Annotated in this window: 28 protein-coding genes and 1 tRNA gene; 25 read left to right on the top strand and 4 right to left on the bottom strand. The window is 53.7% G+C overall.

Features of this window, described 5'->3' with window-relative positions; translation table 11 throughout:
- The first annotated feature begins 25 nt into the window (after positions 1 to 25).
- Entirely contained in the window at positions 26 to 1,339 is a 1,314-nt protein-coding gene (locus GH659_RS00140; RefSeq protein ID WP_153108695.1) for an N-acyl amino acid synthase FeeM domain-containing protein, read from the top strand.
- Positions 1,340 to 1,474: 135 nt separating this feature from the next.
- Here GH659_RS00140 and GH659_RS00135 read toward each other — a convergent pair whose 3' ends face one another.
- Complete coding sequence (locus GH659_RS00135) at positions 1,475 to 4,153, bottom strand: Rne/Rng family ribonuclease (RefSeq protein ID WP_153108694.1); 2,679 nt, start codon at positions 4,151 to 4,153, stop codon at positions 1,475 to 1,477.
- 398 nt (positions 4,154 to 4,551) lie between these two features.
- Here GH659_RS00135 and GH659_RS00130 point away from each other — a divergent pair, with 398 nt between their 5' ends.
- The 3 genes from GH659_RS00130 (at position 4,552) to GH659_RS00120 (ending at position 7,232) form a co-directional block, all read left to right on the top strand.
- Positions 4,552 to 5,541 (top strand): RluA family pseudouridine synthase, encoded by a 990-nt coding sequence (locus tag GH659_RS00130; RefSeq protein ID WP_153108693.1) that lies wholly within the window; start codon positions 4,552 to 4,554, stop codon positions 5,539 to 5,541.
- A complete protein-coding gene (locus tag GH659_RS00125) occupies positions 5,525 to 6,181 on the top strand; it encodes an HAD-IA family hydrolase (protein ID WP_153108692.1) in 657 nt (218 codons plus the stop codon). Before GH659_RS00130 ends, GH659_RS00125 begins: the two co-directional genes overlap by 17 nt.
- Positions 6,182 to 6,284: 103 nt before the next feature.
- Entirely contained in the window at positions 6,285 to 7,232 is a 948-nt protein-coding gene (locus GH659_RS00120) for a S49 family peptidase (protein WP_153108691.1), read from the top strand.
- A gap of 40 nt (positions 7,233 to 7,272) precedes the next feature.
- Here the strand turns inward: GH659_RS00120 and GH659_RS00115 are convergent, their stop codons facing one another.
- A complete protein-coding gene (locus tag GH659_RS00115) occupies positions 7,273 to 8,019 on the bottom strand; it encodes an SAM-dependent methyltransferase (protein WP_211364048.1) in 747 nt (248 codons plus the stop codon).
- Positions 8,006 to 8,590 (bottom strand): Maf family protein, encoded by a 585-nt coding sequence (locus GH659_RS00110; protein ID WP_153109023.1) that lies wholly within the window; start codon positions 8,588 to 8,590, stop codon positions 8,006 to 8,008. The genes GH659_RS00115 and GH659_RS00110 overlap by 14 nt, the downstream gene beginning before the upstream one ends.
- 90 nt (positions 8,591 to 8,680) lie before the next feature.
- On the opposite strand from GH659_RS00110, the gene GH659_RS00105 reads away from it, so the two are divergent.
- The 9 genes from GH659_RS00105 (at position 8,681) to GH659_RS15125 (ending at position 15,277) form a co-directional block, all read left to right on the top strand.
- Complete coding sequence (locus GH659_RS00105; protein WP_153108690.1) at positions 8,681 to 9,175, top strand: YceD family protein; 495 nt, start codon at positions 8,681 to 8,683, stop codon at positions 9,173 to 9,175.
- Between the two features lie 18 nt (positions 9,176 to 9,193).
- The gene (gene rpmF, locus GH659_RS00100; RefSeq protein WP_153108689.1) at positions 9,194 to 9,373 is read left to right on the top strand and encodes a 50S ribosomal protein L32; all 180 of its coding nucleotides are present in this window, start codon (positions 9,194 to 9,196) and stop codon (positions 9,371 to 9,373) included.
- A 69-nt stretch (positions 9,374 to 9,442) separates the two neighbouring features.
- A complete protein-coding gene (gene plsX / locus GH659_RS00095) occupies positions 9,443 to 10,468 on the top strand; it encodes a phosphate acyltransferase PlsX (protein ID WP_153108688.1) in 1,026 nt (341 codons plus the stop codon).
- A 2-nt stretch (positions 10,469 to 10,470) separates the two neighbouring features.
- A complete protein-coding gene (locus GH659_RS00090) occupies positions 10,471 to 11,433 on the top strand; it encodes a beta-ketoacyl-ACP synthase III (RefSeq protein WP_153108687.1) in 963 nt (320 codons plus the stop codon).
- Positions 11,434 to 11,444: 11 nt separating this feature from the next.
- Complete coding sequence (gene fabD / locus GH659_RS00085; RefSeq protein ID WP_153108686.1) at positions 11,445 to 12,383, top strand: ACP S-malonyltransferase; 939 nt, start codon at positions 11,445 to 11,447, stop codon at positions 12,381 to 12,383.
- A 2-nt stretch (positions 12,384 to 12,385) separates the two neighbouring features.
- The gene (gene fabG, locus GH659_RS00080) at positions 12,386 to 13,129 is read left to right on the top strand and encodes a 3-oxoacyl-ACP reductase FabG (protein ID WP_153108685.1); all 744 of its coding nucleotides are present in this window, start codon (positions 12,386 to 12,388) and stop codon (positions 13,127 to 13,129) included.
- Between the two features lie 117 nt (positions 13,130 to 13,246).
- Complete coding sequence (gene acpP / locus GH659_RS00075; RefSeq protein WP_153108684.1) at positions 13,247 to 13,483, top strand: acyl carrier protein; 237 nt, start codon at positions 13,247 to 13,249, stop codon at positions 13,481 to 13,483.
- A gap of 99 nt (positions 13,484 to 13,582) precedes the next feature.
- Positions 13,583 to 14,821, top strand: coding sequence for a beta-ketoacyl-ACP synthase II (gene fabF, locus GH659_RS00070; RefSeq protein WP_153108683.1), 1,239 nt, complete (start codon positions 13,583 to 13,585; stop codon positions 14,819 to 14,821).
- 30 nt (positions 14,822 to 14,851) lie between these two features.
- Positions 14,852 to 15,277, top strand: a complete 426-nt coding sequence (locus tag GH659_RS15125; RefSeq protein ID WP_425499966.1) for a protein YgfX — start codon at positions 14,852 to 14,854, stop codon at positions 15,275 to 15,277.
- On the opposite strand, the gene nadB is transcribed toward GH659_RS15125, so the two are convergent.
- A complete protein-coding gene (gene nadB, locus GH659_RS00065; protein WP_153108682.1) occupies positions 15,242 to 16,840 on the bottom strand; it encodes an L-aspartate oxidase in 1,599 nt (532 codons plus the stop codon). The genes GH659_RS15125 and nadB overlap by 36 nt on opposite strands.
- 201 nt (positions 16,841 to 17,041) lie before the next feature.
- On the opposite strand from nadB, the gene rpoE reads away from it, so the two are divergent.
- The 12 genes from rpoE to GH659_RS00005 all read left to right on the top strand — a co-directional run bounded on the left by rpoE (position 17,042) and on the right by GH659_RS00005 (position 25,873).
- Positions 17,042 to 17,641 (top strand): RNA polymerase sigma factor RpoE, encoded by a 600-nt coding sequence (gene rpoE, locus GH659_RS00060; protein WP_153108681.1) that lies wholly within the window; start codon positions 17,042 to 17,044, stop codon positions 17,639 to 17,641.
- A 47-nt stretch (positions 17,642 to 17,688) separates the two neighbouring features.
- Positions 17,689 to 18,093, top strand: a complete 405-nt coding sequence (locus GH659_RS00055; protein ID WP_153108680.1) for a SoxR reducing system RseC family protein — start codon at positions 17,689 to 17,691, stop codon at positions 18,091 to 18,093.
- Between the two features lie 166 nt (positions 18,094 to 18,259).
- Positions 18,260 to 20,050 carry a translation elongation factor 4 gene (lepA, locus tag GH659_RS00050; protein WP_153108679.1) on the top strand — a complete coding sequence of 597 codons (1,791 nt, stop codon included), beginning with the start codon at positions 18,260 to 18,262 and terminating at the stop codon, positions 20,048 to 20,050.
- A 17-nt stretch (positions 20,051 to 20,067) separates the two neighbouring features.
- Positions 20,068 to 20,856, top strand: coding sequence for a signal peptidase I (lepB, locus tag GH659_RS00045; protein WP_153108678.1), 789 nt, complete (start codon positions 20,068 to 20,070; stop codon positions 20,854 to 20,856).
- 9 nt (positions 20,857 to 20,865) lie between these two features.
- Complete coding sequence (locus GH659_RS00040; RefSeq protein WP_153108677.1) at positions 20,866 to 21,231, top strand: DUF4845 domain-containing protein; 366 nt, start codon at positions 20,866 to 20,868, stop codon at positions 21,229 to 21,231.
- A complete protein-coding gene (gene rnc, locus GH659_RS00035) occupies positions 21,228 to 21,896 on the top strand; it encodes a ribonuclease III (RefSeq protein ID WP_153108676.1) in 669 nt (222 codons plus the stop codon). Before GH659_RS00040 ends, rnc begins: the two co-directional genes overlap by 4 nt.
- A complete protein-coding gene (gene era / locus GH659_RS00030) occupies positions 21,893 to 22,777 on the top strand; it encodes a GTPase Era (protein WP_153108675.1) in 885 nt (294 codons plus the stop codon). The genes rnc and era overlap by 4 nt, the downstream gene beginning before the upstream one ends.
- A 23-nt stretch (positions 22,778 to 22,800) precedes the next feature.
- The gene (gene recO / locus GH659_RS00025; RefSeq protein WP_153108674.1) at positions 22,801 to 23,514 is read left to right on the top strand and encodes a DNA repair protein RecO; all 714 of its coding nucleotides are present in this window, start codon (positions 22,801 to 22,803) and stop codon (positions 23,512 to 23,514) included.
- Positions 23,511 to 24,266, top strand: coding sequence for a pyridoxine 5'-phosphate synthase (locus tag GH659_RS00020; protein WP_153108673.1), 756 nt, complete (start codon positions 23,511 to 23,513; stop codon positions 24,264 to 24,266). The genes recO and GH659_RS00020 overlap by 4 nt, the downstream gene beginning before the upstream one ends.
- Positions 24,263 to 24,640 (top strand): holo-ACP synthase, encoded by a 378-nt coding sequence (acpS, locus tag GH659_RS00015; RefSeq protein WP_153108672.1) that lies wholly within the window; start codon positions 24,263 to 24,265, stop codon positions 24,638 to 24,640. The genes GH659_RS00020 and acpS overlap by 4 nt, the downstream gene beginning before the upstream one ends.
- Entirely contained in the window at positions 24,637 to 25,683 is a 1,047-nt protein-coding gene (gene nagZ, locus GH659_RS00010) for a beta-N-acetylhexosaminidase (RefSeq protein ID WP_211364046.1), read from the top strand. Before acpS ends, nagZ begins: the two co-directional genes overlap by 4 nt.
- 99 nt (positions 25,684 to 25,782) lie before the next feature.
- Positions 25,783 to 25,873 (top strand) — tRNA-Ser (locus tag GH659_RS00005).
- Positions 25,874 to 26,214 lie beyond the last annotated feature (341 nt).

Genomic DNA, 26,214 nt, shown 5'->3' with positions numbered 1-26,214 from the left:
AAAGCACTCCTTTTGAGGAGAAGAAATGCTCGCGATAGCTCGCTTAAGCGCACGCAGGCTGATACGCCTGGTTATTAGGAGGCTGATCTCCTGGTTGCCACGCAAGCAGCGTTTCAGGATCCTTCGCTCTTTTGTTGATTGCAATTTGGCCCCAACGCCTCGGTTGGTGCTGAAAATTGCTGAAACGAAAGAGGAGCTTGAGGCGTGTTTCAAGGTTTTGCACGACGCCTATGTCGATAGCGGTTTCATGGAGCCGCATCCGTCCGGAATGCGAGTGACGGTCTATCATGCCCTCCCGACAACGACAACTCTATGCGCGCTGTTTGACGGTCAAGTCGTAGGGACTATTTCGTTGATTCGCGAAAGCGCGCTTGGCGTCCCACTGCAAAAAATTTTCGATTTATCCTCCGTGCGCCAGAAAAAAGGGCAAATCGCCGAGGTCTCGGCGCTTGCCGTGCATCGAAAGTTCCGTCACAAGGGGGGCGTCGTCTTGTTCCCGTTGATGAAGTTCATGTATGAATACTGCACGACCTTCTTCGATACGCGGCATCTGGTGATTGCCGTTAATCCACGCCATATTGAGATGTATGAGTCCTTCTTATTCTTTCAAAGGTTATCGGCGAACGTAGTGGACAATTATGATTTCGTGAATGGAGCGCCGGCAATTGGTGCTACGTTGGACTTGCGGGAAGCGCCAGGAATCTTTCGAAAGCACTATTCGTCAAAGCCGCCGCATCGGAATCTTTATGCCTATTTCACAGAAGTGAAATTGCCGAACATAAAATTCCCCAATCGCCGGTTTTTCACCACAAACGATCCTGTATTGACGCCTGAATTGCTGGATTATTTTTTCAATATTAGAACTAATACTTTAGATAATCTAAGTGATCGAAAAAAATTTCTTCTGCACACAATTTACGATCTCCCGGCTTATAAGGCGGTTCTTCCGTCCATTCAGGAGGTAAAAGGCAATGCAGAAATTCGGCGACATCAACGTTTTTCGGTCAAATGTCCGGCTAGGATTGTTGTCCATTCAGACTCTCGGGGGGCATCGGAGATGCCAATAGTCGTCGTTGAGGTCTCGCTAAATGGATTCAAGGCGTGGGCAAGGAGGCCTTTGCCATTGGATATGTGGTGCGATACGGTAATACAACTCGGCCGTTCAGATGTGTCCCGGTTGATATCAATGCCGGTGCGAGACAAGAGCGACGGAGGTGAGATGGGTTATTACGGCTTTAAATTGAAGGAAGCAGATACGGCATGGAGGAAATTCGTCTCTGCATTATATAAAAGCACAATCTACAGCGATCTTGAAACGCCAACGCGTTTCATGCAGTAGAAACGTCGGCCAACGTGGGGCCGGTCATCGGGAAAGTTCAATCACATCCCAACGCAGAATTTATGAAGCTGCGTTGGGATGTGATGCGTTGCTTACGGCGTGCCTTTGATCCCGAGATTTGGTTGGTGTCGGTTTTTACTTGTTTGTCTCAACCATGACCAACGGTTCCTCGGGTGGGGGCACAACCACAGGCCGCTTGCGCCGGGGATGGGAGGCAGTCTCCTCTGTCGAGGATTCTTGTGGTTTCCACGCTTCGATCTTCTCGCTGCTTGTTTCCACCATGACAAGACCGTTGGTCTCCAGCGCTTTCTCGACGTCAGGCATAACGGCTGCGATTGCCGGTTCGGTTACGGCTACGGCCGTGGGTTCGATGGCGGTCTGAGTTGTAATCGCTTCAACGGCTTGATCTGTCGAATCTGCCACAGTGGCTGTTGTAGTTTCCGCCGGAACGATGCTTGCAGAGGAGATTGGCTCCTCGCGAGTTTCCTCTGGCGTCGTCGATATCGCTGGTTCAGTTGCAACGGCAGGAGCAGTAACGGCGGCGGCAAGGTCTGCCGTTTGGGGCTGATCCATGAGGGTGGCTGGTGCGGTCGCCACGCCTGACGTTTCAACCGTCGGGAGGGCGCTCTCAATGCTTGCTGAAGTGTTGGTCACCGCAACAGATGTCATGACGGAATCCGCGACCGAGGTCTCTGCAGCAGTATCGGTTCGCTCCACTCGTTCGCGACGTCCACCGCGGCGTCCACGACGCCGGCTGCCAGAAGTGCTTCCTTCTTCAGCCGTTTTGTTGGCGACAATGTCCTTGCCATCGACCGATTGGACGTTCTTGCCCGAGGGTTCCGGGGAAGGCGCGGCCTCTCGTGAACGCTCAGGCCGTTGTTCGCTGCGTTGTCGGCGAGCTTCTCGTGGTTCTTTCGGTTCTCGGTTCTTGGGTGCTTCCTCGTTGATAGGGCTTTGTTGAGCGCGTGAGTCACGTCCTTCCTTGGTATCGCGATTCTGACGCTGTTCCCGGTTGTCACGTTCATCATCGCGTCTGTTGCTGTTCCGTCCCCCACGCTTGCTTTCACGTTGGCTCGCATTGCGTGGTTTGCGCTCAGGCTTGGCTAGCGGTTCAGGTTCGGGGGTGCCTCGGAAAAACGCAAGAATCTTTGCGAAGAATCCTTCGCTTGTATCTTTCGATTTCTCTCCGACGATTGGTGCGGGCTGAGAGGGGGTAATCCCCTTGATTGCGGCTTCCTGGCGGGGGGGCTTCGTTTCGGTGCTGGAAGAAACCTGTTTGCTGGACTCGTCGGTCGGTACCTCGACAAGCTTGTAGGAAGGCAAATTAAGATCTTCCTGATTCAACTCATCATGGCGCAAACGGGTGATCGTATGTTGCGGTGTCTCAAGATGGATGTTCGGAATCAGCAGAATATTGACTTTGTGCCGAAGCTCGATTGATTGAATGTCTTGGCGCTTTTCATTTAGCAGGAAAGTTGCAACATCAACCGGCACTTGCGTGTGGACCGCCGCCGTGTTGTCTTTCATTGCTTCTTCTTCGAGGATGCGAAGAATATGAAGGGCAGCTGATTCGGCGCTACGAATATGGCCTGTGCCGGAGCAGCGCGGGCAGGGGATATAGCTGGTTTCAGCAAGCGCTGGGCGCAAACGCTGACGGGAGAGTTCCATCAGGCCGAAACGACTAATCTTGCCGGTTTGAACCCGTGCGCGGTCGAGTCTGAGCCCGTCACGCATGCGATTTTCGACTTCTCGCTGGTTGCGCTGATTCTCCATGTCGATGAAGTCGATGATGATCAAACCACCGAGGTCGCGTAAGCGCAATTGACGGGCGATCTCTTCAGCCGCTTCCAAGTTCGTTTTGAAGGCCGTTTCCTCAATATCCGCGCCGCGTGTCGAGCGTCCGGAGTTTACGTCGATGGCCACCAGTGCTTCGGTGTGGTCGATGACGATAGCGCCTCCCGAAGGGAGGTTGACTTGACGCGAATAGGCCGATTCGATCTGATGTTCGATTTGGAATCTGGAGAAGAGGGGGACGTCATCGCTATACCGCTTGATGCGGTTAACCGTTGCCGGCATGACGTGTTCCATGAACTGACGTGCCTGGTCAAAGACTTCGTCAGTGTCAATCAAGATTTCCCCGATGTCGGGTTGGAAATAATCGCGGATTGCGCGAATGACCAAGCTGCCTTCTTGGTAGATTAGAAAGGCGCCGTGCTGTTGGTTGGCGGCACCTTCGATGGCTTTCCAGAGCTGTAAAAGATAATTCAAATCCCATTGCAGTTCTTCGGCGCTACGTCCGATGGCGGCTGTGCGTGCGATCAGGCTCATGCCGGAAGGAGTCTGCAATTGGTCCATCGCATCCCGCAGTTCAGCGCGCTCGTCTCCTTCAACGCGCCGAGAGACACCGCCGCCTCGCGGGTTGTTTGGCATCAGTACCAGATAACGACCTGCCAGGCTGACAAATGTTGTCAGAGCAGCGCCTTTGTTGCCACGCTCATCCTTATCGACTTGGACAATCAGTTCTTGTCCTTCACGCAGTGCCTCGCGGATCGTCGTGCGGCTCGGATCCACTCCCGGCTGGAAATAAGCGCGTGAAATTTCCTTGAAGGGCAGAAAACCGTGGCGTTCAGAACCATAATCGACGAACGCTGCTTCGAGACTAGGCTCGATTCGCGTGATGATGGCTTTGTAAATATTGCTCTTTTTCTGCTCTTTGGCGGCCGATTCAATGTCGAGATCAATTAGTTTTTGACCATCGACAATCGCGACCCGAAGTTCTTCGGCCTGTGTCGCGTTAAATAGCATGCGTTTCATTTATGGGCTCCCGCGCGCGGATAATTCGAGGGGAGCGCCTTGGCAGGCAGCGAACGATTAGTTGTTTTTGGAGGGAGGCTTCATGGGCTTTCCGGAAGATCAACTAAAAGAAATATCTCGCTGAGTTTGTTCTTTTTCTGAGCCCTGATTTTCAGGGCTCGGGAATCTGCTTGGGGCGATCCGGACGTGCTAGGCGCGCGCAAATCAAGTAGTATCGCTACTTTTGGTGAGCGTACTTAACCAGGCGATTTGCGCAGATTGATCTTGCACAGTTGGTGCAAGCGAGGCCGCATCGGCCTGCCGGAAAATGCGACGAACCAAAGAAGGCGTCGCTCGACGGTCTCACGGGTCAGCGCCTCTTTCAATCCGAGACGCAAATCAAGGCCAGTATATTAAAAATGGCAGAAGTAAGCAAAAACAATGTTGGTCAAGTTCTCGTTGCAGAGGATGGTGCCGGTCAGCGCCTTGATAATTATCTACTGAAGCTCTGCAAGGGTGTCCCTAAAAGCCACGTGTATCGCATCATAAGAAGCGGCGAGGTTCGGGTTAACGGAAAACGGGCCGAAGCTTCGTCGCGTCTTGTCGCAGGAGACAGTCTTCGCATTCCGCCCGTTCGGATAGCCCAGCGCCAAGAAGCGGTTGTAGCGGGGGCGGAAATGAGGGCTGAGCTTCCAATTGTCTATGAAGATGATGCGTTATTGGTGATCAACAAGCCTTCCGGGATTGCTGTGCACGGGGGGAGTGGCGTGAGTTTTGGCGTCATTGAGGCGCTCCGGAGGCAGCGTCCTGATGCGCGGTTTTTGGAACTTGCTCATCGACTTGACCGCGAAACGTCCGGATTATTGTTGGTTGGGAAAAAGCGATCGGCACTTGTCAGGTTGCACGATATGTTTCGCGAAACCGGAGGTGCTGAGGGGCGAGGGGCTGATAAGCGCTATCTTGTGCTTGTAAAGGGGCGTTGGATGGACCCGGTCAGAAACGTAAGGCTGCCCTTGTTGAAATATCTTCTTGATTCCGGGGAGCGTCGTGTACGTGTGTCTAATGACGGAAAAGCGTCCCATACCGTTTTCAGGCTTCTTGCCCGATGGCAGCATTTTAGCTTGCTTGAGGCGGAACTCCGTTCCGGGCGAACGCATCAGATCAGAGTTCACTGCGCTCATCTTGGTTTTCCGATTGTCGGCGATGAAAAATACGGCGATTTTGCGCTTAATAAGAGTTTGGTTAAGGAAGGGCTGAAGCGTATGTTTTTGCATGCGTGGCGTTTGAAATTTCCACATCCGCTGACCGGCGCGCAGTTGGAATTGGAGGCGCCAATGCCTGGCGCACTAGAGTCCTTTGTTAACGAACTTGCAAGAAAAGAGGCGCAAGATTATGGCCAGACGATTTGATTTGCTCGTATTTGACTGGGATGGAACCTTGCTCGATTCCACTGCGGCTATCGTTTGCGCGGTACAGGCGGCTTGTCGCGACCTGTCATTGCCGGAGCCGTCATCAAATCACGCCAAACAGGCAATTGGACTTGGTCTGGCTGAAGCGCTTCGTCATTCAGCTCCCGATTTGGAGGAGGCGCACCTCCCTCTTTTCATGGGGCGTTACAAGCACCATTATCTATCGCTCTGTAATGAATTATCTCTCTTCGATGGCGCCAAGGAGCTTGTGGAAGAGTTGTTTGTTTCTGGGTTTACGCTCGCGGTTGCAACGGGGAAAAGCCGGGGAGGATTGGAGCGGGCACTCGAACAGTCGGGGATGAGGCATTTTTTTGCCGCGACACGGTGCGCCGATGAATGCTTCTCAAAGCCCCACCCGCAAATGCTTGAGGAGCTAATGGAGGAACTCAGCGCCTCGGCGGAAAGAACGTTGATGATCGGAGATACGACCCACGACTTGCAAATGGCGGTTAATGCAGGGGCTTCGGGGCTTGCTGTGGCTTATGGTGCGCATTCCTCAAGTGTGCTCGATGCCTTGGATCCACTGGCGCGCCTTAATACCGTGGGGGAGTTGTCTCGATGGCTGCGTTCAAATGCATAGAGGCAAAATTGGGGGCTTACAGATCTTTCTTTTCGGATTGCGTTGCCTGCGTGCCCTGAGCAAGTCACTTTTTGTTTTTCGCTTAATTTGATTAGGGGTTGTTGTGGAAAATTCGGAAAAAAATCCCCAGTGGGAGCGGCAGCTTTTGGAAAAGATCGCGTTGGCTTCTATTTCAGAGCAGAAAACGAAGCGGCGTTGGGGAAACTTTTTTAAACTTGCTGTTCTGGCCTATCTTGTTGCGGTTTTGCTGTTTGTGGTGGATTGGGAAGCGTCGGAGAAAATATCTGACAAAACTCATACGGCTCTTATCAACGTGCAAGGGGCGATAGAAACGAATGGAGAAACCAGCGCCGAGAAGATTACGGCGGCTCTGCAATCTGCCTTTGAAGACAAAAGGACTGTTGGTGTCGTCATGCGAATCAATAGCCCAGGCGGAAGTCCTGTGCAGTCGGGCATCGTTTACGATGAAATTGTGCGTCTTCGTGCGAAATATCCTAAGACGCCGCTTTACGTAGTTGTTGAGGACGTGTGTGCGTCTGGTGGTTACTATATTGCATCGGCGGCGGATAAGATTTTTGTCGATAAGGCCAGTATCGTGGGGTCTATCGGTGTCCTGATGGATGGATTTGGCTTTACCAGCACAATGGAAAAGCTTGGTGTCGAGCGACGCTTGCTGACGGCCGGTGAGAATAAAGGGTTTCTCGATCCCTTTTCGCCTCAGGATGTGAAGCAGAAGGCGCATGCGCAAACACTTTTGGCCGAGATCCACAGGCAGTTTATTGATGTTGTCCGCAAGGGGCGGGGAAAACGGCTCAAGGAAACTCCAGAAACGTTTTCAGGCTTGATGTGGACGGGCAGTCAAAGTATCGAACAAGGCTTGGCTGACGCGTATGGAACTGTTGATTCGGTTGCTAGGGATGTTATTAAACAGCCGAATATCCTTGATTATTCGGTAAAGGAAAACATCGCCGAGCGTTTTGCAAAGCGTCTTGGCGCAGAGGTTGGTGAGCGTCTGGCGTTTCGTCTTTTTGGTGGGGCGGTGATTCGGTAGATGTGCCGCCCTGTCGAGGTGTTTTTGGAGTATTGGCCGCCTAGGCTTGAAGCAAGAACACAGTGGGTCTGCGATCGATCATCGGTAGAGGTCTTTTAAGCCATTCGGCGCAGGTGTGAGTGGTTATTTCTTGGCTACCCAGGGTCAAATCGGTCGCTACGCAAATTTTTGTTCCGTCGGTGCAAATGCTCGTCAGTGTTTTGAGCATTTGATTGTTACGGTATGGGGTTTCGATAAAAATTTGCGTTCTTTTTTCTTGTCGGGAATCTTTCTCAAGCGAGCGTATTTTTGCTTGTCTTTGCTCTTCCTTGGCGGGGAGGTAGCCGTGAAAGGCAAAGTTTTGTCCCGACAGTCCGGATCCCATTAAGGCGAGCAATATCGATGATGGTCCGACCATTGGTTGAACAATAAAGCCTTCAGCATGGGCGAGTGCGACTAGGCTTGATCCCGGGTCGGCAACGGCTGGGCAGCCTGCCTCGGAAATTAGCCCAATATCCTTGCCGGCCCGGAGCGGGGCGAGTAATTCAGGTAGGTCGCGTGGGGCTGTGTGTTCATTAAGTTCGCGAATGTCTATCTGCTGGAGTGGAGTGCAGGAGGGAAGAGTCTTCAGAAAAGCTCGTGCTGATTTTGCATTTTCTGCGACGAAATGCTGCAAACGACTGGCGCATGCGCGTACGTCGTCGGGCAGAAGGCCCGTAAGTGGTGAGGGGCCAAGCGGGACGGGTATTAGAAAGAGGCGTCCCGCGGTGATCACGGTGTTTTCTGCAGTGGCGTTAGAGATATTCATATCCTTCTTCTTTTAGAAGGTCGCAAAGTGCAATCAGGGGGAGGCCAATCAATGCATTTGGGTCGCCGCCCTCTATCTTGGAGATAATGGAAATCCCTAACCCTTCGGATTTTGCGCTGCCCGCACAGTTGTAAGGTTTTTCTTTTTGGAGGTAGCGTTCGATTTCGCTGTCGGTTAGTTCGCGAAATGTTACTTGGGTTGGCACTCCGCGAACATGCGCGTGTCCAGTGTCCGAGTTGAGCAGGCACAACCCCGTGAAAAAACTGACGGTCTGGCCGCGCATCGCTCGTAGTTGTTTGACAGCGTTATCGTGTGTTACCGGCTTGCCGAATATCTGGTCGTTCAAGTATGCCACCTGATCGCTGCCAATGATTAGCGCGTGCGGGTGGTTGGCCGCAACTGCTTGGGCTTTTGCTTCAGAAAGTCTGATTGCCGTATCCTGTGGGTGTTCCCCGGGTAATGCGGCTTCATCGACGCAGGGGTTTGTTGTGAGGAATGGTAGTTGCAAACGTGACAGGAGTTCTCGCCGGAAAGGCGAGGTCGAGGCTAGGATGATCGTGTGTTTAGCCATAAGGTGCTGAGAAATAAGTGTTTTCGCAAGGAGTGGTGGGGTGATTTCTTTTTTGACTTCGCTGGGTAAAAATAATATCATGCGCGCCTTATGTCAGAGCGGATGGTAATTGACGGTCAGGCTTTTGCTCGGGAGGCACGTTCGCTGCAGGGTGAATTGCCGCTCGCAGAGCTTCTTCGTGTTGCCGACATGCTGGTCAACCCATCGGGGAGCGTGACTTTCCATATTGAGGGTAGGCTTGGTCCGCGTAACAGGGTTCAATTGTTGGTGCAGTTGGATGGTTTGCTATCCTTGTGCTGTCAGCGTTGCCTGGAAGAAATTCGCTATCCCTTGCGGGTGCGAAGCGTGCTTGAGTTTGTCGAGAGTGAAGAAGAGTTGACGCAGGAGGATATGGAGGATGACTCCAAGGACTTTCTGTCGAATGAAAAAGAACTTGATGTTGTTGCGTTGATCGAAGATGAAATTATTCTCGATCTTCCGGCGGCGCCTCGACATGAGAAATGTGCTTTGCCTGTTATGAAGTCGGGGGATGAGAAGGTTTCTCCGTTTGCAGTCCTGAAAGACTTCAAAGGTAAGGCTCGGTAATTTGATATGGAGTAATTTATGGCCGTTCAGCAGAACAAAAAATCCCCTTCAAAACGTGGTATGCATCGTGCTCACGACTTTTTGAATAATCCTCCGGTGGCCGTTGAGCCTACGACAGGTGAGGTTCATCTCCGTCATCATGTGAGCCCGTCGGGCTTTTACCGTGGCAAGAAAGTTGCCAAGGGTTCGGGCGAATAAGTTTTTTTGATTAGGGCAGGCGAATCCCCGTCATAGGGATGGTCTGCCTTTTTTTTGCCTATTTTTCAGATGACAGTAACCGTCGCTGTGGACTGCATGGGTGGGGATTTTGGTCCCCGTGTTACTGTGCGTGCCGCTCTTGAGTTCGTGTGCAAGCACGAGGATGTTCAAGTCGTTCTTGTTGGTATAGAGGAGCAAATCCGCCCGCTTATAAGCGATAGTCTGGATGTTTTACGAAAGTCGAGGGTTGCGGTAAAGCATGCGAGCGAGGTTGTCCTGATGGATGAGTCTCCTGCTCTGGCAATTCGCAACAAGAAGGATTCCTCGATGAGGGTGGCGTTGGATCTGGTTAAGTCTGGTGAGGCGGATGCCTGTGTGTCTGCCGGGAATACCGGTGCGCTGATGGCAATTTCTCGTTTTGTTTTAAAAATGTTGCCGGGGATTGATCGTCCGGCGATCTGTGCAGTGTTGCCCACAATGCAGGGTCATGTGCATGTTCTCGACCTCGGTGCAAACGTGGACTGTACGCCTGAGCATCTGGTGCAGTTTGGCATCATGGGGAGTTCGCTTGTTTCAGCGATTGAGCATAAGGAACGCCCGTCGGTCGGAATTTTGAATATCGGCGAAGAAGATATCAAAGGAAACGATGTCGTAAAAAAAGCGGCTGATCTTCTTAAAGAGTCCGGGCTGAATTTTGTTGGTAATGTAGAGGGTGATGGCCTGTACAAAGGTGATGCTGAGGTGGTCGTTTGCGATGGTTTTGTTGGCAACGTCGCCTTGAAGGCTTCCGAGGGGTTGGCGCAGATGTTGGCAGCCTTTCTCAAGCAAGAATTTGGGCGCAATTTCTTGACCAAACTCGCTGCCGTCGTGGCGCTGCCTGTCTTGCGGAGGTTTAAAGCGCGCGTCGATCACCGCCATTACAATGGTGCGAGCCTCCTTGGTCTTAAAGGAATTGTCGTCAAGAGCCATGGTTCTGCGGACGCGTATTCATTCTGTCATGCGCTTGAGCGTGCTGCCGATACCGTGCGAAATGATGTTTTGAGTCGCATTGCGGAGCGCGTGACTCAGCAACAACCGATTCAGGAGGCTGCATAAATATGTTGTTTGCTCGCATTGCAGGGGTTGGTAGTTACTTGCCGGGGAAGCCAGTGAGTAATAATGAACTGGCGCAACGTGGGGTCGATACCAGCGATGACTGGATTTCCACCCGTACAGGAATTAAGACCCGTTACTTGGCTGAGGCCGGTGTCACCTCGAGCGAACTCGCGTTTGAGGCAAGTCGTCTGGCGATTTCGGATGCCGGGATACGCGCCGAAGATATCGACTTGATCATCGTCGCTACTTCAACTCCCGATTATATTTTTCCGAGCACCGCGTGCTTGCTGCAAGAAAAGCTCGGAAACCAAGGGGCGATGGCGTTTGATGTACAGGCGGTGTGCAGCGGTTTTGTCTACGCCGTTACAATTGCTGAGAAATTTATCCGATCCGGAAGTCATAAGAAGGCCCTTGTTGTTGGTGCAGAAGTTTTTTCCCGAATACTGGATTGGAATGACCGGGCTACGTGCGTCCTGTTTGGCGATGGTGCCGGGGCCGTTGTGCTTGAGGCTTCTGATAAGCCCGGGGTTTTGGCGACTGCCACTCATGCTGACGGTTCTTACAACCATATTCTGTCGGTTCCTGGTTGTGTAAGCCGCGGGCAGGTTGTTGGCGATCCTTTCCTTCGCATGGATGGCCAGGCTGTCTTTAAATTCGCTGTGCGTGCTTTGACAGATGTGGCTAAGGAGTGTTGTGCCGTCGCTGGCATTGGCTCGGAGTCAATCGATTGGCTTGTTCCTCATCAGGCAAATATCCGAATTATCGAGTCAACTGCGAAAAAGCTTGGTCTGCCTATGGAGAAGGTTGTCGTTACCGTAGATCAACATGGCAATACGTCTGCTGCATCAGTACCTTTGGCTTTGGACGCCGCGATTCGAGATGGGCGCGTCAAAAGAGGGCAGCGGGTCGTGTTGGAAGGCGTAGGTGGCGGCTTCACCTGGGGCGCCGTTCTGCTTGAGTATTGAGAGAGGAAGATATGGCGTTTGCTTTTGTATTCCCTGGTCAGGGGTCTCAGTCCGTCGGGATGATGGCGGCCTATGGCGATTCTCCAGTCGTTCGTTCGACCTTTGACGAGGCTTCGGCTTCGCTTGGGGACGATCTGTGGAAAATGGTTGCTGAGGGGCCAAGCGAGCTTTTGGCGCAGACAGTCAATACTCAGCCGTTGATGTTGACGGCTGGCATTGCGACTTATCGGCTCTGGCTTGAAAAAGGGGGAAGGCAGCCATCGGTTGTGGCCGGGCACAGTCTTGGTGAATACACCGCGCTTGTCGCGGCTGGCGTGATCGCTTTCAGAGATGCTGTTCCGCTGGTGCGGCTGCGTGCCTCGGCAATGCAGGAGGCTGTTCCGGTTGGTGCTGGCGCTATGGCGGCAATTCTTAATCTGGATGACGCAAAGATTCGCGAAGCCTGTGCCGAAGCGGTTGCTGAAGTTGGGGCGGGGGGGGTGGTTGAGCCGGTTAACTTTAATGGTCCTGGGCAAACCGTCATTGCTGGTAGCAAGGCTGCGGTTGAGCGAGCCTGCGAGGCTTGTAAGGCGCGGGGGGCAAAAAGGGCGGTTATTCTTCCCGTTTCGGCACCCTTCCATTCTTCGTTAATCCGTCCTGCTGCTGATAAGCTGGAAAAGCGCTTGGCGGAACTCCAGTTTGCGGTGCCGACGATTCCTGTCGTAAATAATGTGGATGTTGCTACGGAAAGTGATCCGGAGAAGATCAAGGATGCTTTGGTTCGCCAAGCATATTCTCCGGTGCGCTGGGTCGAGACTGTCCAAAAAATTGCGTCGATGGGTGTCGGAACGGTGGTTGAATGCGGTCCCGGAAAAGTTTTGGCGGGGCTCACAAAGCGTTGTGCCGATAGTCTTGCCAGCATAGCTTTCGCGGATCTGGCATTGGTCGAAGCCAATCTCAATCTGGAGTGATTATGCCGTTGAAAGGTCAAGTTGCACTTGTTACCGGTGCGACAAGGGGTATTGGGTTTGCAATCGCGTTGGAACTTGCCCGTCAGGGAGCTACGGTGGTGGGAACCGCTATCAATGATGCGGATGCCGAGCGCCTTTCCGGCCAGTTGGGAGATGCCGGGGTGGTTGGGCGCGCGATTGTTATGGACGTGCGTGACCAAGAGCAAGTCGATGCGGCGATTGACCTGGTCGAAAAAGAATATGGGGCAGTAGGTATCCTGGTTAATAACGCTGGGATTACGCGTGACAATTTGGCAATGCGCATGAAGGACGAGGAGTGGGATGCGGTTATCGAAACCAACCTCAAGTCCGTTTTCCGCGTTTCGAGAGCTGTGATGCGTGGCATGATGAAGGCCCGAACCGGTAGGATCATCAATGTGACTTCCGTGGTCGGGCATGCCGGCAATCCGGGCCAGGCTAACTATTGTGCTTCGAAGGCCGGTGTTACGGGGATGTCTCGGTCTCTTGCGCGCGAACTGGCAAGCAGAAATATTACTGTAAACTGCGTTGCGCCCGGATTTATTGATACCGATATGACCAAAGTTCTGGATGAGAAGCAGCGGAGTTCGCTTGTTGCGAATGTCCCGTTGGGGCGGCTTGGTCAGCCCGAAGATGTTGCTGCGGCTGTAGCGTTCTTGGCGTCGCCTGGTGCCGGCTACGTTACCGGTACGACGATCCATGTGAATGGCGGGATGTATTTGGATTAACACCCGAAAGGGGAGCGGGCGTCTTGGACCGGTTCGCCTGCTAGGTTGGTAAGAACCGGTCATTTTGTTAGAATTTATTGGTTTTGTTTACACAACAACCTTGGAAGGAGCAATTTAATGGAAAACATCGAACAGCGCGTCAAGAAAATTGTTGCGGAACAACTCGGTGTCAATGAGGCCGATATCAAGAATGAATCGTCCTTCGTTGATGACCTTGGCGCGGACTCGTTGGATACGGTTGAGCTTGTGATGGCTCTTGAAGAAGAGTTTGAATGCGAAATTCCGGACGATCAAGCCGAGAAAATCACTAGCGTTCAGCAAGCAATTGATTACGTCGTAAATAACAAGAAGTAAATTTGTGCGAGGCTGACTGCGGGCGAGGCTCATTGAGCCCGCAGGGTCCTAAGCACGATTTGAGGCTGAAGTTCCCCCCGTTTTTTCTCGGAGAACAAATTGGTTCGTCGAAGAGTTGTTATCACCGGCCTTGGGATTGTGTCCCCGGTTGGAAATACCATCGATCAAGCTTGGCAAAATATCGTTGCCGGTCGTTCCGGAATTGACCGGATCACGCGTTTTGATGCGTCTTCATTCCCTGTGCAGATTGCGGGAGAAGTCAAAGGGTTTGATATTACCGAGTATGTGCCGTCCCGAGATGCGCGCCGAATGGATACATTTATTCACTACGGTTTGGCGGCGGGAATTCAGGCGATCAAGGATGCCGGGCTTGAAGCGCATCCGGCGAACGCTGAAAGAATTGGCGTTTCGATCGGTTCCGGTATAGGCGGCTTGCCCATGATCGAGACCACGCGCGACGACTTCGTCGCTTCCGGTGTGCGAAAGATTTCGCCGTTTTTCGTTCCGGGTTCGATCATTAATATGATTTCAGGTAATCTCTCTGTTATGTATGGGTATAAAGGCCCGAACATCGCTATTGTGAGCGCATGTTCCACCGGTACGCACAGCATCGGTGATGCAGCCCGGTTGATTGAATATGGTGATGCGGATGTCATGATTGCTGGCGGGGCGGAATGTACGGTATCCCAGTTAGGTGTGGGCGGATTTTGCGCGGCTCGTGCTCTGTCTACTCGCAATGCCGATCCGCAAACGGCTAGTCGTCCTTGGGATAAAGATCGCGACGGCTTTGTCCTCAGTGAGGGGGCTGGCGTGATGGTTCTCGAAGAGTATGAGCATGCGAAAGCGCGTGGTGCCCGGATTTATGCAGAATTGGCCGGATTCGGCATGAGTGCTGATGCTAATCACATGACTGCGCCATGTGAGGACGGCGAGGGAGCTGCTCGGTGTATGACAAATGCACTCAGAAACTCCGGTCTGAATGTGGAAGATGTTCAATATTTGAATGCTCACGGAACGTCTACGCCACTTGGTGACGTGGCCGAAACGGTTGCGGTTAAGCGTGCCTTCGGCGAGCATGCTAAGAAGCTGGTTGTTAATTCTACCAAATCGATGACCGGCCATCTCCTTGGCGCGGCGGGCGGTGTGGAAGCCGTGTTTTCGACGTTGGCAATATACAATCAGGTTTCGCCACCAACGATCAATATCTTTAATCTGGACGAGTCTTGCGATCTTGATTACTGCGCAAATGAAGCCCGCCAGATGAGAATTGACGTGGCGATTTCCAACTCGTTTGGTTTCGGCGGTACGAATGCAACGCTTGTCTTTAAGCGTGTGTGATTAAGAAGCCGGCAGGCAAAAAGCCGACCGATGCAGTTTCCGTTTAACGTTGAACTGCGCCGGTCGGTTTTTCTTTTTGTCCTTCTTGGATTCGGGCATGTCCTCGCTGTTATTTGTGTTTTTGTGCTTCCATGGTTTTGGTACGTAAAGCTGGCCTCTGTTCTTGGTGTTGTTGGCTCTTATTGTTGGTCATTGAGAAGGCCAAGACCTAACAGGTTGCTGGTTGAGAGAAACTCTACAGCCCTATTTTGCACATACGGTAATGGTCGCGAAACAAACTGGGCTGTCAGGAAGTCTAGCGCAGTATTTCCCTTCCTGATTGTGTTAAATCTTCACAATCAGGAAGATGGCCGGAAATGCAGTCTGATTCTGCTTCCTGATCAGGTGACTCTGGAACAATTCCGGTTCTTGAAGGTCTGGTTACGCTGGAATTTTTCTGGTGGTTCTCCGCTTTGATCGACGAAGCACGGTGTTTTTCGCTTTGCTCAGAGTATCCGGGTAATCGCGGCTGAAATGAAGTCCGCGGCTCTCATGGCGTTTAAGAGCGCAACGAACAATAAGATCCGCGGTGACGACTAAGTTTCTTAATTCAATCAGGTCGTTGCTGACGCGAAAGTTTTTATAGAAATCGTTTATTTCTTTGCTTAGCAGGTGTATGCGATGTCGGGCGCGCTGCAAGCGTTTAGTCGTTCGTACAATTCCGACGAATCCCCACATGAATCGGCGCAGTTCGTCCCAATTGTGGGAGATCACTATTTCTTCATCCGGGTCGGTAACGCGGCTTGCATCCCATTCGGGTAGTTTTGGTGGTTCGATTTTCGGCTGGGCCAAAATGTCATTGACGGCTGCCTCGGAATAAACGATGCACTCCAGTAGAGAATTGCTAGCGAGTCGGTTGGCTCCGTGAAGGCCTGTGCAGGAGGCTTCGCCAGCCGCGTAGAGGCCCGGAAGGTCTGTGCGAGCGTTGAGGTTTGTGACGATGCCGCCGCATGTATAGTGTGCCGCAGGAACAACGGGGATTGGTTCTTTTGTAATATCGATGCCCAATTCCAAGCAGCGTGCGAGAATGTTGGGAAAGTGTTCTTTGAGGAATTCTGCCGGTTTATGGGTTATATCCAGATAGACGCAGTCTAACCCCCGTTTTTTCATCTCGAAGTCGATGGCGCGTGCCACAACATCGCGCGGTGCAAGTTCTGCTCGAGCGTCGTGCTCTGGCATGAAACGCGTTCCGTCCGGCAAGCGAAGGATGCCGCCTTCGCCGCGAACAGCTTCAGAAATCAGGAACGATTTTGCCTGCGGGTGGTAAAGGCACGTTGGGTGGAACTGAATAAATTCCATGTTGGCAACCCGGCAACCGGCTCGCCAAGCCATCGCAATCCCGTCGCCGGTTGATGTGTCCGGGTTTGTTGTATAGAGGTAAACTTTGCCGGCGCCGCCAGTGGCAATCAGCGTATTGGATGCGGAGATTGTTTTGACTTCGCCGCTGATGTTGTCCAGGACATACGCCCCATAGCAGCGGTTTTCGGGTAGTCCAAGCTTATCGCCGGTAATCAGATCAATTGCGATGTGATGTTCCAGGACTGTGATGTTCGGGTGCTGGCGAACAGAACGGGTAAGTGTTTCCTGGACGGCAAGGCCAGTTGCATCGGCAACGTGGATGACCCGGCGCGCGCTGTGTCCGCCTTCCCGGGTGAGGTGGTAGTCGCCTTGGTCGCGGGTGAAGGGAACGCCTTGGTCGATGAGCCATTCAATCGCTCGCCTGCCATTTTCAATGACAAAACGGGTTGCTTTTGGATCGTTCAGATAAGCGCCGGCGGTAAATGTGTCTTGAATATGTGCCTCGACTGAATCCTGGCTGTCTAGAACGGCGGCAATACCCCCTTGCGCCCAAGCAGATGCGCTGTCCTCCAGCGTACGTTTGCTAATCAAGCCGACTGTACATGTTGGTGCAAGGCGAAGCGCCGCCGACTGGCCTGCTAGGCCGCTGCCAATAATCAAAACGTCAAAGTGAAGCGCCACTTCGTTATCCCCGATAATGATTAACCTACATTAAAAATCAACTATAGCACGCTGATCCTTAGGCTATCGCTTGGACTTGGTGTCTGCCGGAATCAGGAACCGACAAACTGTTTCTACATTTCGTTTCGACCCGCCATTGGGTGGTGGGTTGTTAAGCTATACTTCGAGGCTACGACACGGACGAACAGGAATCGTAATAGCATGAGCGATCGCGAGATAGACCTTGAATTGGTCCAACGCGCACAGAGTGGGGACAAGCAGGCCTTCGAGCGTTTGGTAGAAAAATATCAACGCAAGCTGGGGCGGCTTTTGTCGCGTTTCATTCGCGATCAGGCAGAAGTTGAAGATGTGGCACAGGAAGCGTTCATTAAGGCTTATCGGGCTCTGCCATCATTTCGCGGGGATAGTGCGTTTTACACGTGGTTGTACAGGATTGGCATAAATACGGCCAAGAACTACCTTGTGGCGAAGGGCCGCAGGGCGCCCACGACGACTGATTACGACGCCGATGAGGCGGAATCTTTTGAGGATGCCGATCAACTGCGCGACATCAATACACCTGAGCGCGTCTTGCAATCGAAACAGATTGGGGAAACTGTGAACGCCGCGATGGAGGCATTGCCTGAAGAGCTGCGAAACGCGATCATTCTTCGCGAAATTGAGGGGCTTAGCTATGAGGAGATCGCTGCGGAGATGAATTGTCCGATTGGAACGGTCAGGTCGCGGATATTTCGCGCGCGCGAAGCTGTTGCCGAGAAGCTGCGGCCCCTGCTCGATACGGCGCCAGATCGGCGGTGGTGACTCCGTCGCTGGCATTTTCTCTTTGCTTTTGATTTTCGGATGTGCCGATGATTGAGGTGCAAGGGGTTGTGGTCGCGCATGACGGGCGTTACGCGATCGTCCGGATTGACGACGCAGGATGTGGCCGGTGCTACGAACCAGGCGGGTGTGGTGGAGTCAGTGTTGGGTCGGTGTTTAATGCCGCTCCGCGTACGTTCCGTGTGCGGAATGATAAAGGCGCCGCTATTGGTCAGTGTGTCGTGATTTCGATTGAAGAGGGTGTTGTCCGGAAGGGCGCTCTGTTTTCATACGGATTCCCGCTAATGGCATTGATTTTTGGAGCGGTATTCGGGTTGGTGGCAGGAGGAGAGGTCGGTTCCATCGTCGGAGGTATTGCCGGACTCTTTATCGTCTGGTTGTTTTTTCGGTTTTCCCGAGTGAGATGCCCTTCTGAACCGTTTATCAAAGATTAAGCGTATGAGGAAAGAAGACGCTGTATTGTTCGGCGTTGCTAAGACGACGAAGTGATTCTCCGAACAAAATCCGATAAAATTCGGCCCTCAGGCAAATCAGACAAGGGTGCCCGCCGGCACCCTTTTTTTCAGGCGCGGCCTTTGCCGTGACAGTCAAACGATGCAAATGCAACACATCCGTAATTTCTCAATCATTGCTCATATCGACCACGGCAAATCAACACTTGCCGACCGCATCATTCATCTTTGTGGCGGGCTTTCCGACCGCGAGATGGAGGCGCAGGTGCTTGACTCGATGGATATCGAGCGCGAGCGCGGTATCACCATCAAAGCACAGACTGCTGCGCTTCAATATAAATCCCGCAATGGACAGGTCTATAACCTCAATCTGATCGACACGCCCGGACATGTCGATTTTTCGTATGAAGTCTCGCGCTCCCTTTCGGCCTGTGAGGGGGCGTTGCTGGTCGTCGATGCGTCACAGGGGGTTGAGGCGCAGACAGTTGCCAACTGTTATACCGCGATTGATCTTGGGGTCGAGGTCTTGCCCGTCTTAAACAAGATCGATCTGCCGTCGGCGATGCCCGACAATGCGCGTCAAGAAATTGAAGATGTGATCGGCATTGATGCAACAGACGCAGTCCTTGCGTCGGCGAAGACCGGTTTGGGCGTTGAAGATATTCTGGAAACTATTATCGAGCGCATTCCTCCCCCTGAAGGGAATCCCGAAGCGCCGCTTAAAGCGCTGCTGATTGACTCTTGGTTTGACAACTATGTTGGTGTGGTCATGCTGGTGCGCGTAGTTGATGGAGTTTTACGTCCGAAGGACAAGATTCGTCTGATGGCAACCGGCTCGACCCATCTTTGCGAACAGGTCGGGGTTTTTACGCCCAAAGCGATGCAGCGCAGCGAACTCAATGCGGGCGAGGTCGGCTATGTAATTTCGGGCATTAAAGAGCTCCAGGCGACCAAGGTCGGCGATACGTTGACCCTTGCCGATAATCCTGCGAAAGATCCGTTGCCCGGCTTCAAGGAAATCAAGTCGCAGGTGTTCGCCGGCTTGTATCCCGTGGAAGCCAACCAGTATGACGCTTTGCGGGACTCTCTCGAGAAACTCAAGCTGAATGACGCCTCCCTGCATTTCGAGCCGGAGGTTTCCCAGGCGCTCGGTTTCGGCTTCCGTTGTGGTTTCCTCGGCCTGCTGCACATGGAGATCGTGCAGGAACGGCTTGAGAGAGAGTTCGATCAGGATCTGATTACGACGGCTCCAACCGTGGTTTACGAGGTTGTGACCCGCGAAGGCACTGTCATCCAGGTCGAGAATCCTTCGAAGCTGCCGGACGTCACAAAGACACAGGAAATCCGCGAGCCGATCATTACGATCACCGTGTTTGTTCCGCAGGAGTATCTCGGTAATGTGATCACGCTTTGCAATCAGAAGCGCGGCAACCAGATTGACATGACCTACCACGGTCGTCAGGTTCAGCTGGTTTACGAGATGCCGATGGCCGAGGTCGTGATGGACTTCTTCGACAAACTCAAGTCCGTCTCTCGCGGTTACGCCTCGCTGGATTATGAATTCAAGGAATTCCGTCCGGCTGACGTGGTGAAACTCGATATCCTGATCAATGGCGAGAAAGTCGACGCTCTGTCGATGATTGTACACCGGGCCAATTCGGTCTTCAGGGGGCGCGAATTGGCCTCGAAGATGCGGGAGTTGATTCCGCGCCAGATGTACGATGTGGCGATCCAGGCTGCCATCGGTTCGAACATCATCGCGCGTGAGAACGTCAAGGCCATGCGCAAGGACGTGCTGGCCAAGTGCTATGGCGGCGATATCACCCGCAAAAAGAAGCTGCTCGAAAAACAAAAGGCCGGCAAGAAGCGGATGAAGCAGGTCGGGTCGGTGGAAATACCGCAGGAAGCTTTCCTTGCTGTGTTGCGCGTCGATAAGTAAAGAACAAGGAGTTTTTTGTGAATTTCCCGTTGATACTCGCCATCTTGCTTCTTGTCAGCGGCGCGATCTGGATGGTCGATGCTGTTTTTCTCCGAAAGCGTCGGCCTGCCGGTGCAAAAGATCCTTGGTGGGTCGAGTATGGCGCCAGCTTTTTCCCCGTCATCCTGCTGGTATTCGTTCTGCGTTCATTCGTGGCGGAACCCTTCAAGATTCCCTCGGGCTCGATGATTCCAACGCTCCAGATTGGCGATTTCATTCTTGTCAATAAATATACGTATGGGATTCGTTTGCCGGTCATTAATAAAAAAATCATCGACATCAGTCAGCCGCAAAGGGGCGATGTCATGGTGTTTCGCTACCCGGAGGATCCATCGGTCGATTACATCAAGCGCGTCGTGGGGGTGCCTGGGGATCGTGTGGCGTACCAGAACAAGAAGCTGACGGTTAACGGGAAACCAGTCGAGACACGAAAGGTTGAAGATTATCTGCACACGGAACGGCTCTACTATTCAAAGCAATTCGTCGAAAAAGCCGGGGATGTTGAGTACCGGACGATCAACGACGAGGATGCTCCGAGTTTTATTCCGGATGCGGCACAATTTCCTTTTCGTGAAAATTGCCTCTATAACAATTCAGGGGTGGTTTGCACGGTGCCCGAAGGGCACTACTTCATGATGGGTGACAATCGGGACAATAGCCGCGATAGTCGTTACTGGGGCTTCGTTCCGGACGAAAACATCGTCGGCAAGGCCTTTTTCATCTGGCTTAACTTTAGCGACCTGAAACGCATCGGTTCATTCAACTAGGAGTCCGTAATGAGAAAACAGCGCGGTCTTAGCCTTTCGGGGCTGTTGTTCTGGGGCGTCATTATTTCTTTGGTGGCAATTCTCGGGATGAAGGTTACGCCCGAATACATTACGTATTTCAAGATTCTCAAAGCCACGAAGGCAGTCGCCAATGACGCTGGCGGGAAAACGGTTCCGGAAATCAGGACAGCGTTCGGGAAATACATGGAGGTCGAGCATGTATCGGAAATTACACCCGCCGACCTCCAGATTTCAAAGCAGGGCAACGCTGTGATGATTGATTTTTCATACGACAAGCAGATTCACCTTTTTCACAACGTCAGCCTGTTGATCGAATTCGAGGGTTCATCAGCCGGAAACTCGTCGGGCGAATGATCAAGCGACTCGAACAGGCAATCGGATACCAGTTTTCCGACAGCCTTCTGCTTCAGAACGCACTGACGCACCGCAGCCATAGCTCGCCCCACAACGAGCGACTGGAGTTTCTGGGCGATTCCATTCTTGACGCCGTTGTTGCTCAGCTGCTGTACGTACGTTTTCCTGAGCTTCCCGAGGGGGATCTTTCCCGGCTCCGGGCCAATCTTGTCCGGCAGGACAGTCTTCATCAACTCGCTATTTCCTTGTCCTTGGGCAACTATATCCGGCTGGGTGAGGGTGAACTAAAAAGTGGTGGCGCCCAGCGCCCATCGATTCTTGCTGACGCCCTGGAAGCAATCTTCGGCGCTGTGTGGCTTGATGGAGGTTTCGATGCGGCCAGTGGAGTCATTGCCCGGCTCTATTGCGGGATGCTCGACGCTATTGTTCCCGGCAAGCCAATCAAGGACGCGAAAACGCGTCTGCAGGAATACCTGCAGGGTAAGCGTCTGCCTTTGCCCAAATACAACCTGTCGGCGACCGAGGGCGAAGCACATGCCCAAATGTTCAAGGTCGCCTGTGAAATCGAACGGCCCCGTTTGCGTACCCAAGGCCACGGCAGTAGCCGGCGGGTGGCTGAACAAATGGCGGCCGAACAAGCATTGAAAGAATTGAAGCAATCATGAGCGAACTCAAATCCGGCTTCATCGCCATCGTCGGCCGTCCCAATGTCGGTAAGTCGACGCTTCTCAATCGCTTGATCGGCGAGAAGATCAGCATCGTCTCGCGCAAGGCGCAAACGACACGTCACCGCATCATGGGTATTTTGACCCGGCCCGATGCCCAATTCGTATTCGTTGATACTCCCGGGTTTCAGACAAAGCACACCAATGCCCTCAACCGGACGATGAACCGTGGTGTAACGCAGGCGCTGGCCGATGTCGATGTCGTCATCTTTGTCGTGGACGCCGATCATTTCGATGCCAAGGACAAGGCCGTTATCAAGCTGCTACCGCCGGACCGTCCGATCATTCTGGCCGTCAATAAGATCGATCAGGTCAAGGATAAAACCACGTTGCTGCCATTGCTGGCCAGTTTGTCGGAGCAATACCCGTTTGCCGCGATCGTTCCGGTCAGCGCGGCGAAGGGTAGCCAGATCGACGAGTTGTTGGACGAAGCACGCAAGCACCTGCCGAACGACGAACTCCTGTTCGCTGAGGACGAAATCACCGATCGGAGCGAGCGCTTTCTGGCCGCCGAATACATTCGGGAAAAGCTTTTCCGCCTGGTCGGTGATGAACTGCCGTATTCGTCTACCGTAGAAATTGACAAGTTCGAGATCGACGGCGCGATGCGCCGCATCAGTGCGACCATTGTCGTTGATCGACAGGCGCATAAGGGCATCATCATTGGCAAGGGCGGCGAGACCTTGAAGCGAATCGCCACGGAAGCGCGCCAGGACATGGAGCGCCTGTTCGATGGCAAGGTGTTCCTCGAAGTGTTCGTCAAGGTGAAATCCGGCTGGGCGGACGACGAACGCTTGCTCAAGAGTCTCGGTTACGAATAATCCCGGAACGGGGAGGCGACGTGATGCATCGGCACAAAGTCGACGGCCAGCCCGCATTTGTGCTGCACAGCTATCCCTTCCGTGAAACAAGCCTGATTGTCGAGGTTTTTTCGCGCGACTTTGGACGAGTCGCCCTCCTGGCGCGTGGCGCGCGTCGTCCGCGCTCCGCCTTGCGCGGCCTGCTGCTTGCCTTTCAGCCGCTCGAACTCGGTTGGGCTGGTAAGGGGGAAGTGCAGACGCTGATGAAAGCCGAGTGGCAGGGGGGGCAGCCGCTGCTTTCCGGCAGGGCGCTGTTTTACGGCTACTATCTCAACGAACTTCTCATGAACCTGCTACCGCGCGAGGATGCGCATGAGCGGTTATTCAATGTGTACGCGGCTACACTACGCCGTCTTGGCGAGTCCCTGAGAGAATCGGACTTGCGCTGCTTCGAACGTGCCTTGCTGCAGGAATTGGGTTACGGGCTGACGCTCGATACGGATGTGGCCGGGCAGCCGGTCGATCCATCCGCTTTCTATGCCTACGAGATCGAACGTGGCCCCATTCGTCTCGACCAGGCCGGCGCCTCGGCGCTTTCGGTCGGCGGCAAGACGCTGCTCGACATGGCGAACGACGACTTTTCCGATCCGCGCTCGTTGCTGGAGGCTAAACAGTTGATGCGCACTCTGGTGGCGCATTACACGGGGGGCAAGAGCCTGGAGACACGCAAGATTTTTATGGAGTTACAGGAACTATGATCGAACTGGGCGTCAATATCGACCACGTGGCGACGATTCGTCAGGCGCGTCGAACCTATGAACCGGAGCCGGCATGGGCGGCTGTCGAGGCGCACCTCGGTGGCGCCGACGGTATTACGGTCCATCTGCGCGAAGATCGCCGGCACATTCAGGATACCGACGTCGAAAAGCTGCGCACGCTGACTCACATCAAGCTGAATCTGGAAATGGCGGCGACCGACGAGATGGTCGATATCGCCTGTCGACTCAAGCCGGAAATGGCGATGCTGGTGCCGGAGGGGCGCCACGAAATCACGACAGAAGGCGGGCTTGACGTCGTCGCGCAGGAAACACGCCTGAAGCAGGTCGTCGAACGGCTCACCGATGCAGGTATCGTCAGCAGCGTCTTCATCGATGCCGAGCTCGACCAGATTGAAGCGGCGGCGCGCATCGGTGCCCGTGTTTGCGAGATCCATACCGGCCCGTACGCACACGCCTTCCACGACAAGGGGCGCGACGCCGAGAGCCCGGCGGTGCTGGCCGAACTGGAAAAGATTCGCGTCGCTGGCGAAGCCATTCGCGGCTTCGGCATGCGCTTCAATGCCGGCCATGCCCTGAATTACTTCAATGTACAGCCGATTGCCCGTTTGCCCGGTATTCGCGAACTGCATATCGGCCACGCCATCGTCAGCCGCGCCGTTTTTGTCGGCCTGCGCGAAGCGGTGCGCGAAATGAAACAGCTGATGCGTGAAGCGCAGGTGTTTGGCCGATGATCGTTGGTGTCGGTACCGACATTGCCGCCGTGGCACGCCTTGAGAAGCTCTATGCGCGTCATGGCGGTCGGGCGGCGGAGAAGCTGCTCGCGCCGTCCGAGCGAGATGATTTCGCCAAGGCGAAAAATCCGGCCCGTTTTCTCGCCAAGCGTTTTGCCGCCAAGGAGGCGTTTGGCAAGGCGCTCGGGATCGGCGTGTCGCCGCCAGCGACACTCGCTAACGTTGCCGTGACGCATGATGCGCTCGGCAAACCCATTTTCGCCTATGCCCATGAACTTGCCGAATATCTCGGCGAGCGGGGGCTGGTGGCCCATCTCTCGATAAGCGACGAACAGGAATTCGCCATCGCTTTTGTTGTCATGGAGCGTACATGATCAAACCGCTGAAACTTCCTCATGGTCCGCTGATGATCGACATCGCCGGGCTTGAATTGACCGATCTTGACCGTGAACGCCTCTCGCATCCCCTAGTCGGTGGACTCATCCTGTTTGCACGCAACTACCAGTCTCCGGAACAGTTGGCGAAGTTGACCGCCGAGGTGCACGCGCTACGGACTCCGGCTTTGCCGATTGCCATCGATCACGAAGGGGGCAGGGTACAACGTTGCCGTGAAGGATTTACACGACTGCCGCCGATGCGCCGTTTGGGCGAATTGTGGGAGCGCAACGCTGACGAAGCGCTGGCGGCGGCGTATGATATCGGCTACGTACTGGCCGCCGAATTGCGGCAGCACGGTGTCGATTTCTCCTTTACTCCGGTACTCGACCTGGATTGGGGGCGCAGCAGTGTCATCGGTGATCGTTCCTTCCACCGTGATCCGCTTGTCGTCGCCCGATTGGCCGGAGCCCTTATCGAAGGGCTTCGTGGCGCAGGCATGGGGGCCTGCGGCAAACATTTCCCCGGCCATGGCTGGGCAGAAGCAGATTCGCACGTCGCCATTCCGGTCGACGAGCGTAATTTGGCCGGGATCGCCACCGACATTGAACCCTATCGCCGAGTCAAGCTTGATGCCGTGATGCCAGCCCATGTCATCTATCCGCAAGTGGACTCGCGGCCGGCCGGTTTTTCGCCGGTGTGGATCAATAAATTGCGTGAGGAAATCGGATTTGATGGCGTCATCTTCAGCGATGACCTCTCGATGGAAGGGGCCAGTGTCGTTGGCGACATTGTGGCCCGCGCCACTGCGGCATGGAATGCCGGCTGTGACATGCTGCTTGTCTGCAATGCGCCGGATGCCGTCGGCGATGTGTTGGCACGCTGGGAGCCAGAATTCGATCCCCTTCGCTCGGCGCGGATCGCTCGCCTTCTGCCGCAAACCACGTTGCCTGATTTGAAGCGCGATCCGCGCTATCTGGCGGCTGTTGATGTCGCGATGGCATTGGTTGCCGACACCAGTAAAGAAGTCTCAAAGGTGTAAGGCGTCGTTGCAATTGAAGTCGAAGGCGCTGTTACTCCAATTTTTTGCCGATTGCTTTGATGAATCGTTCTTCTTCTGTTAGAATTCGCGTCCTTTGCTGGAGAGATGGATGAGTGGTTTAAGTCGCACGCCTGGAAAGCGTGTGTAGGGTAATACCCTACCGCGGGTTCGAATCCCGCTCTCTCCGCCAGGATTCAAAGAAAACCGCCTCTACAGGCGGTTTTTTTACGCCTACTCCCGCGTGTTGGCGCGGATTCCTGCTGGTTCATCCTTACTTTGCTACTCCAAGGGCACGCTGACTATCTGCACAATTGTCTCTCCACGGTCCGCGTTTTCTCCGTAAAGAAGGTGACATCGAAGAGCGGGAAGTAAACGAATCGCCCATAACGGGCGCAATACAATCGTAAGCGTTCTGCCAACGCCGTCTTGAAATTGAAACCGGAATCAGGCTGAAGCGTTGTCAGGCGAGGCGATCTGCGTTGCCACGGCCCAAGGCAGGAGTTCGTCGACACGATTGACCGGATGTTCGGC

The organism is Propionivibrio limicola, from assembly GCF_009469695.1.
Lineage (GTDB): Bacteria > Pseudomonadota > Gammaproteobacteria > Burkholderiales > Rhodocyclaceae > Propionivibrio > Propionivibrio limicola.
This window is presented reverse-complemented; position numbering and strand designations above follow the sequence as displayed.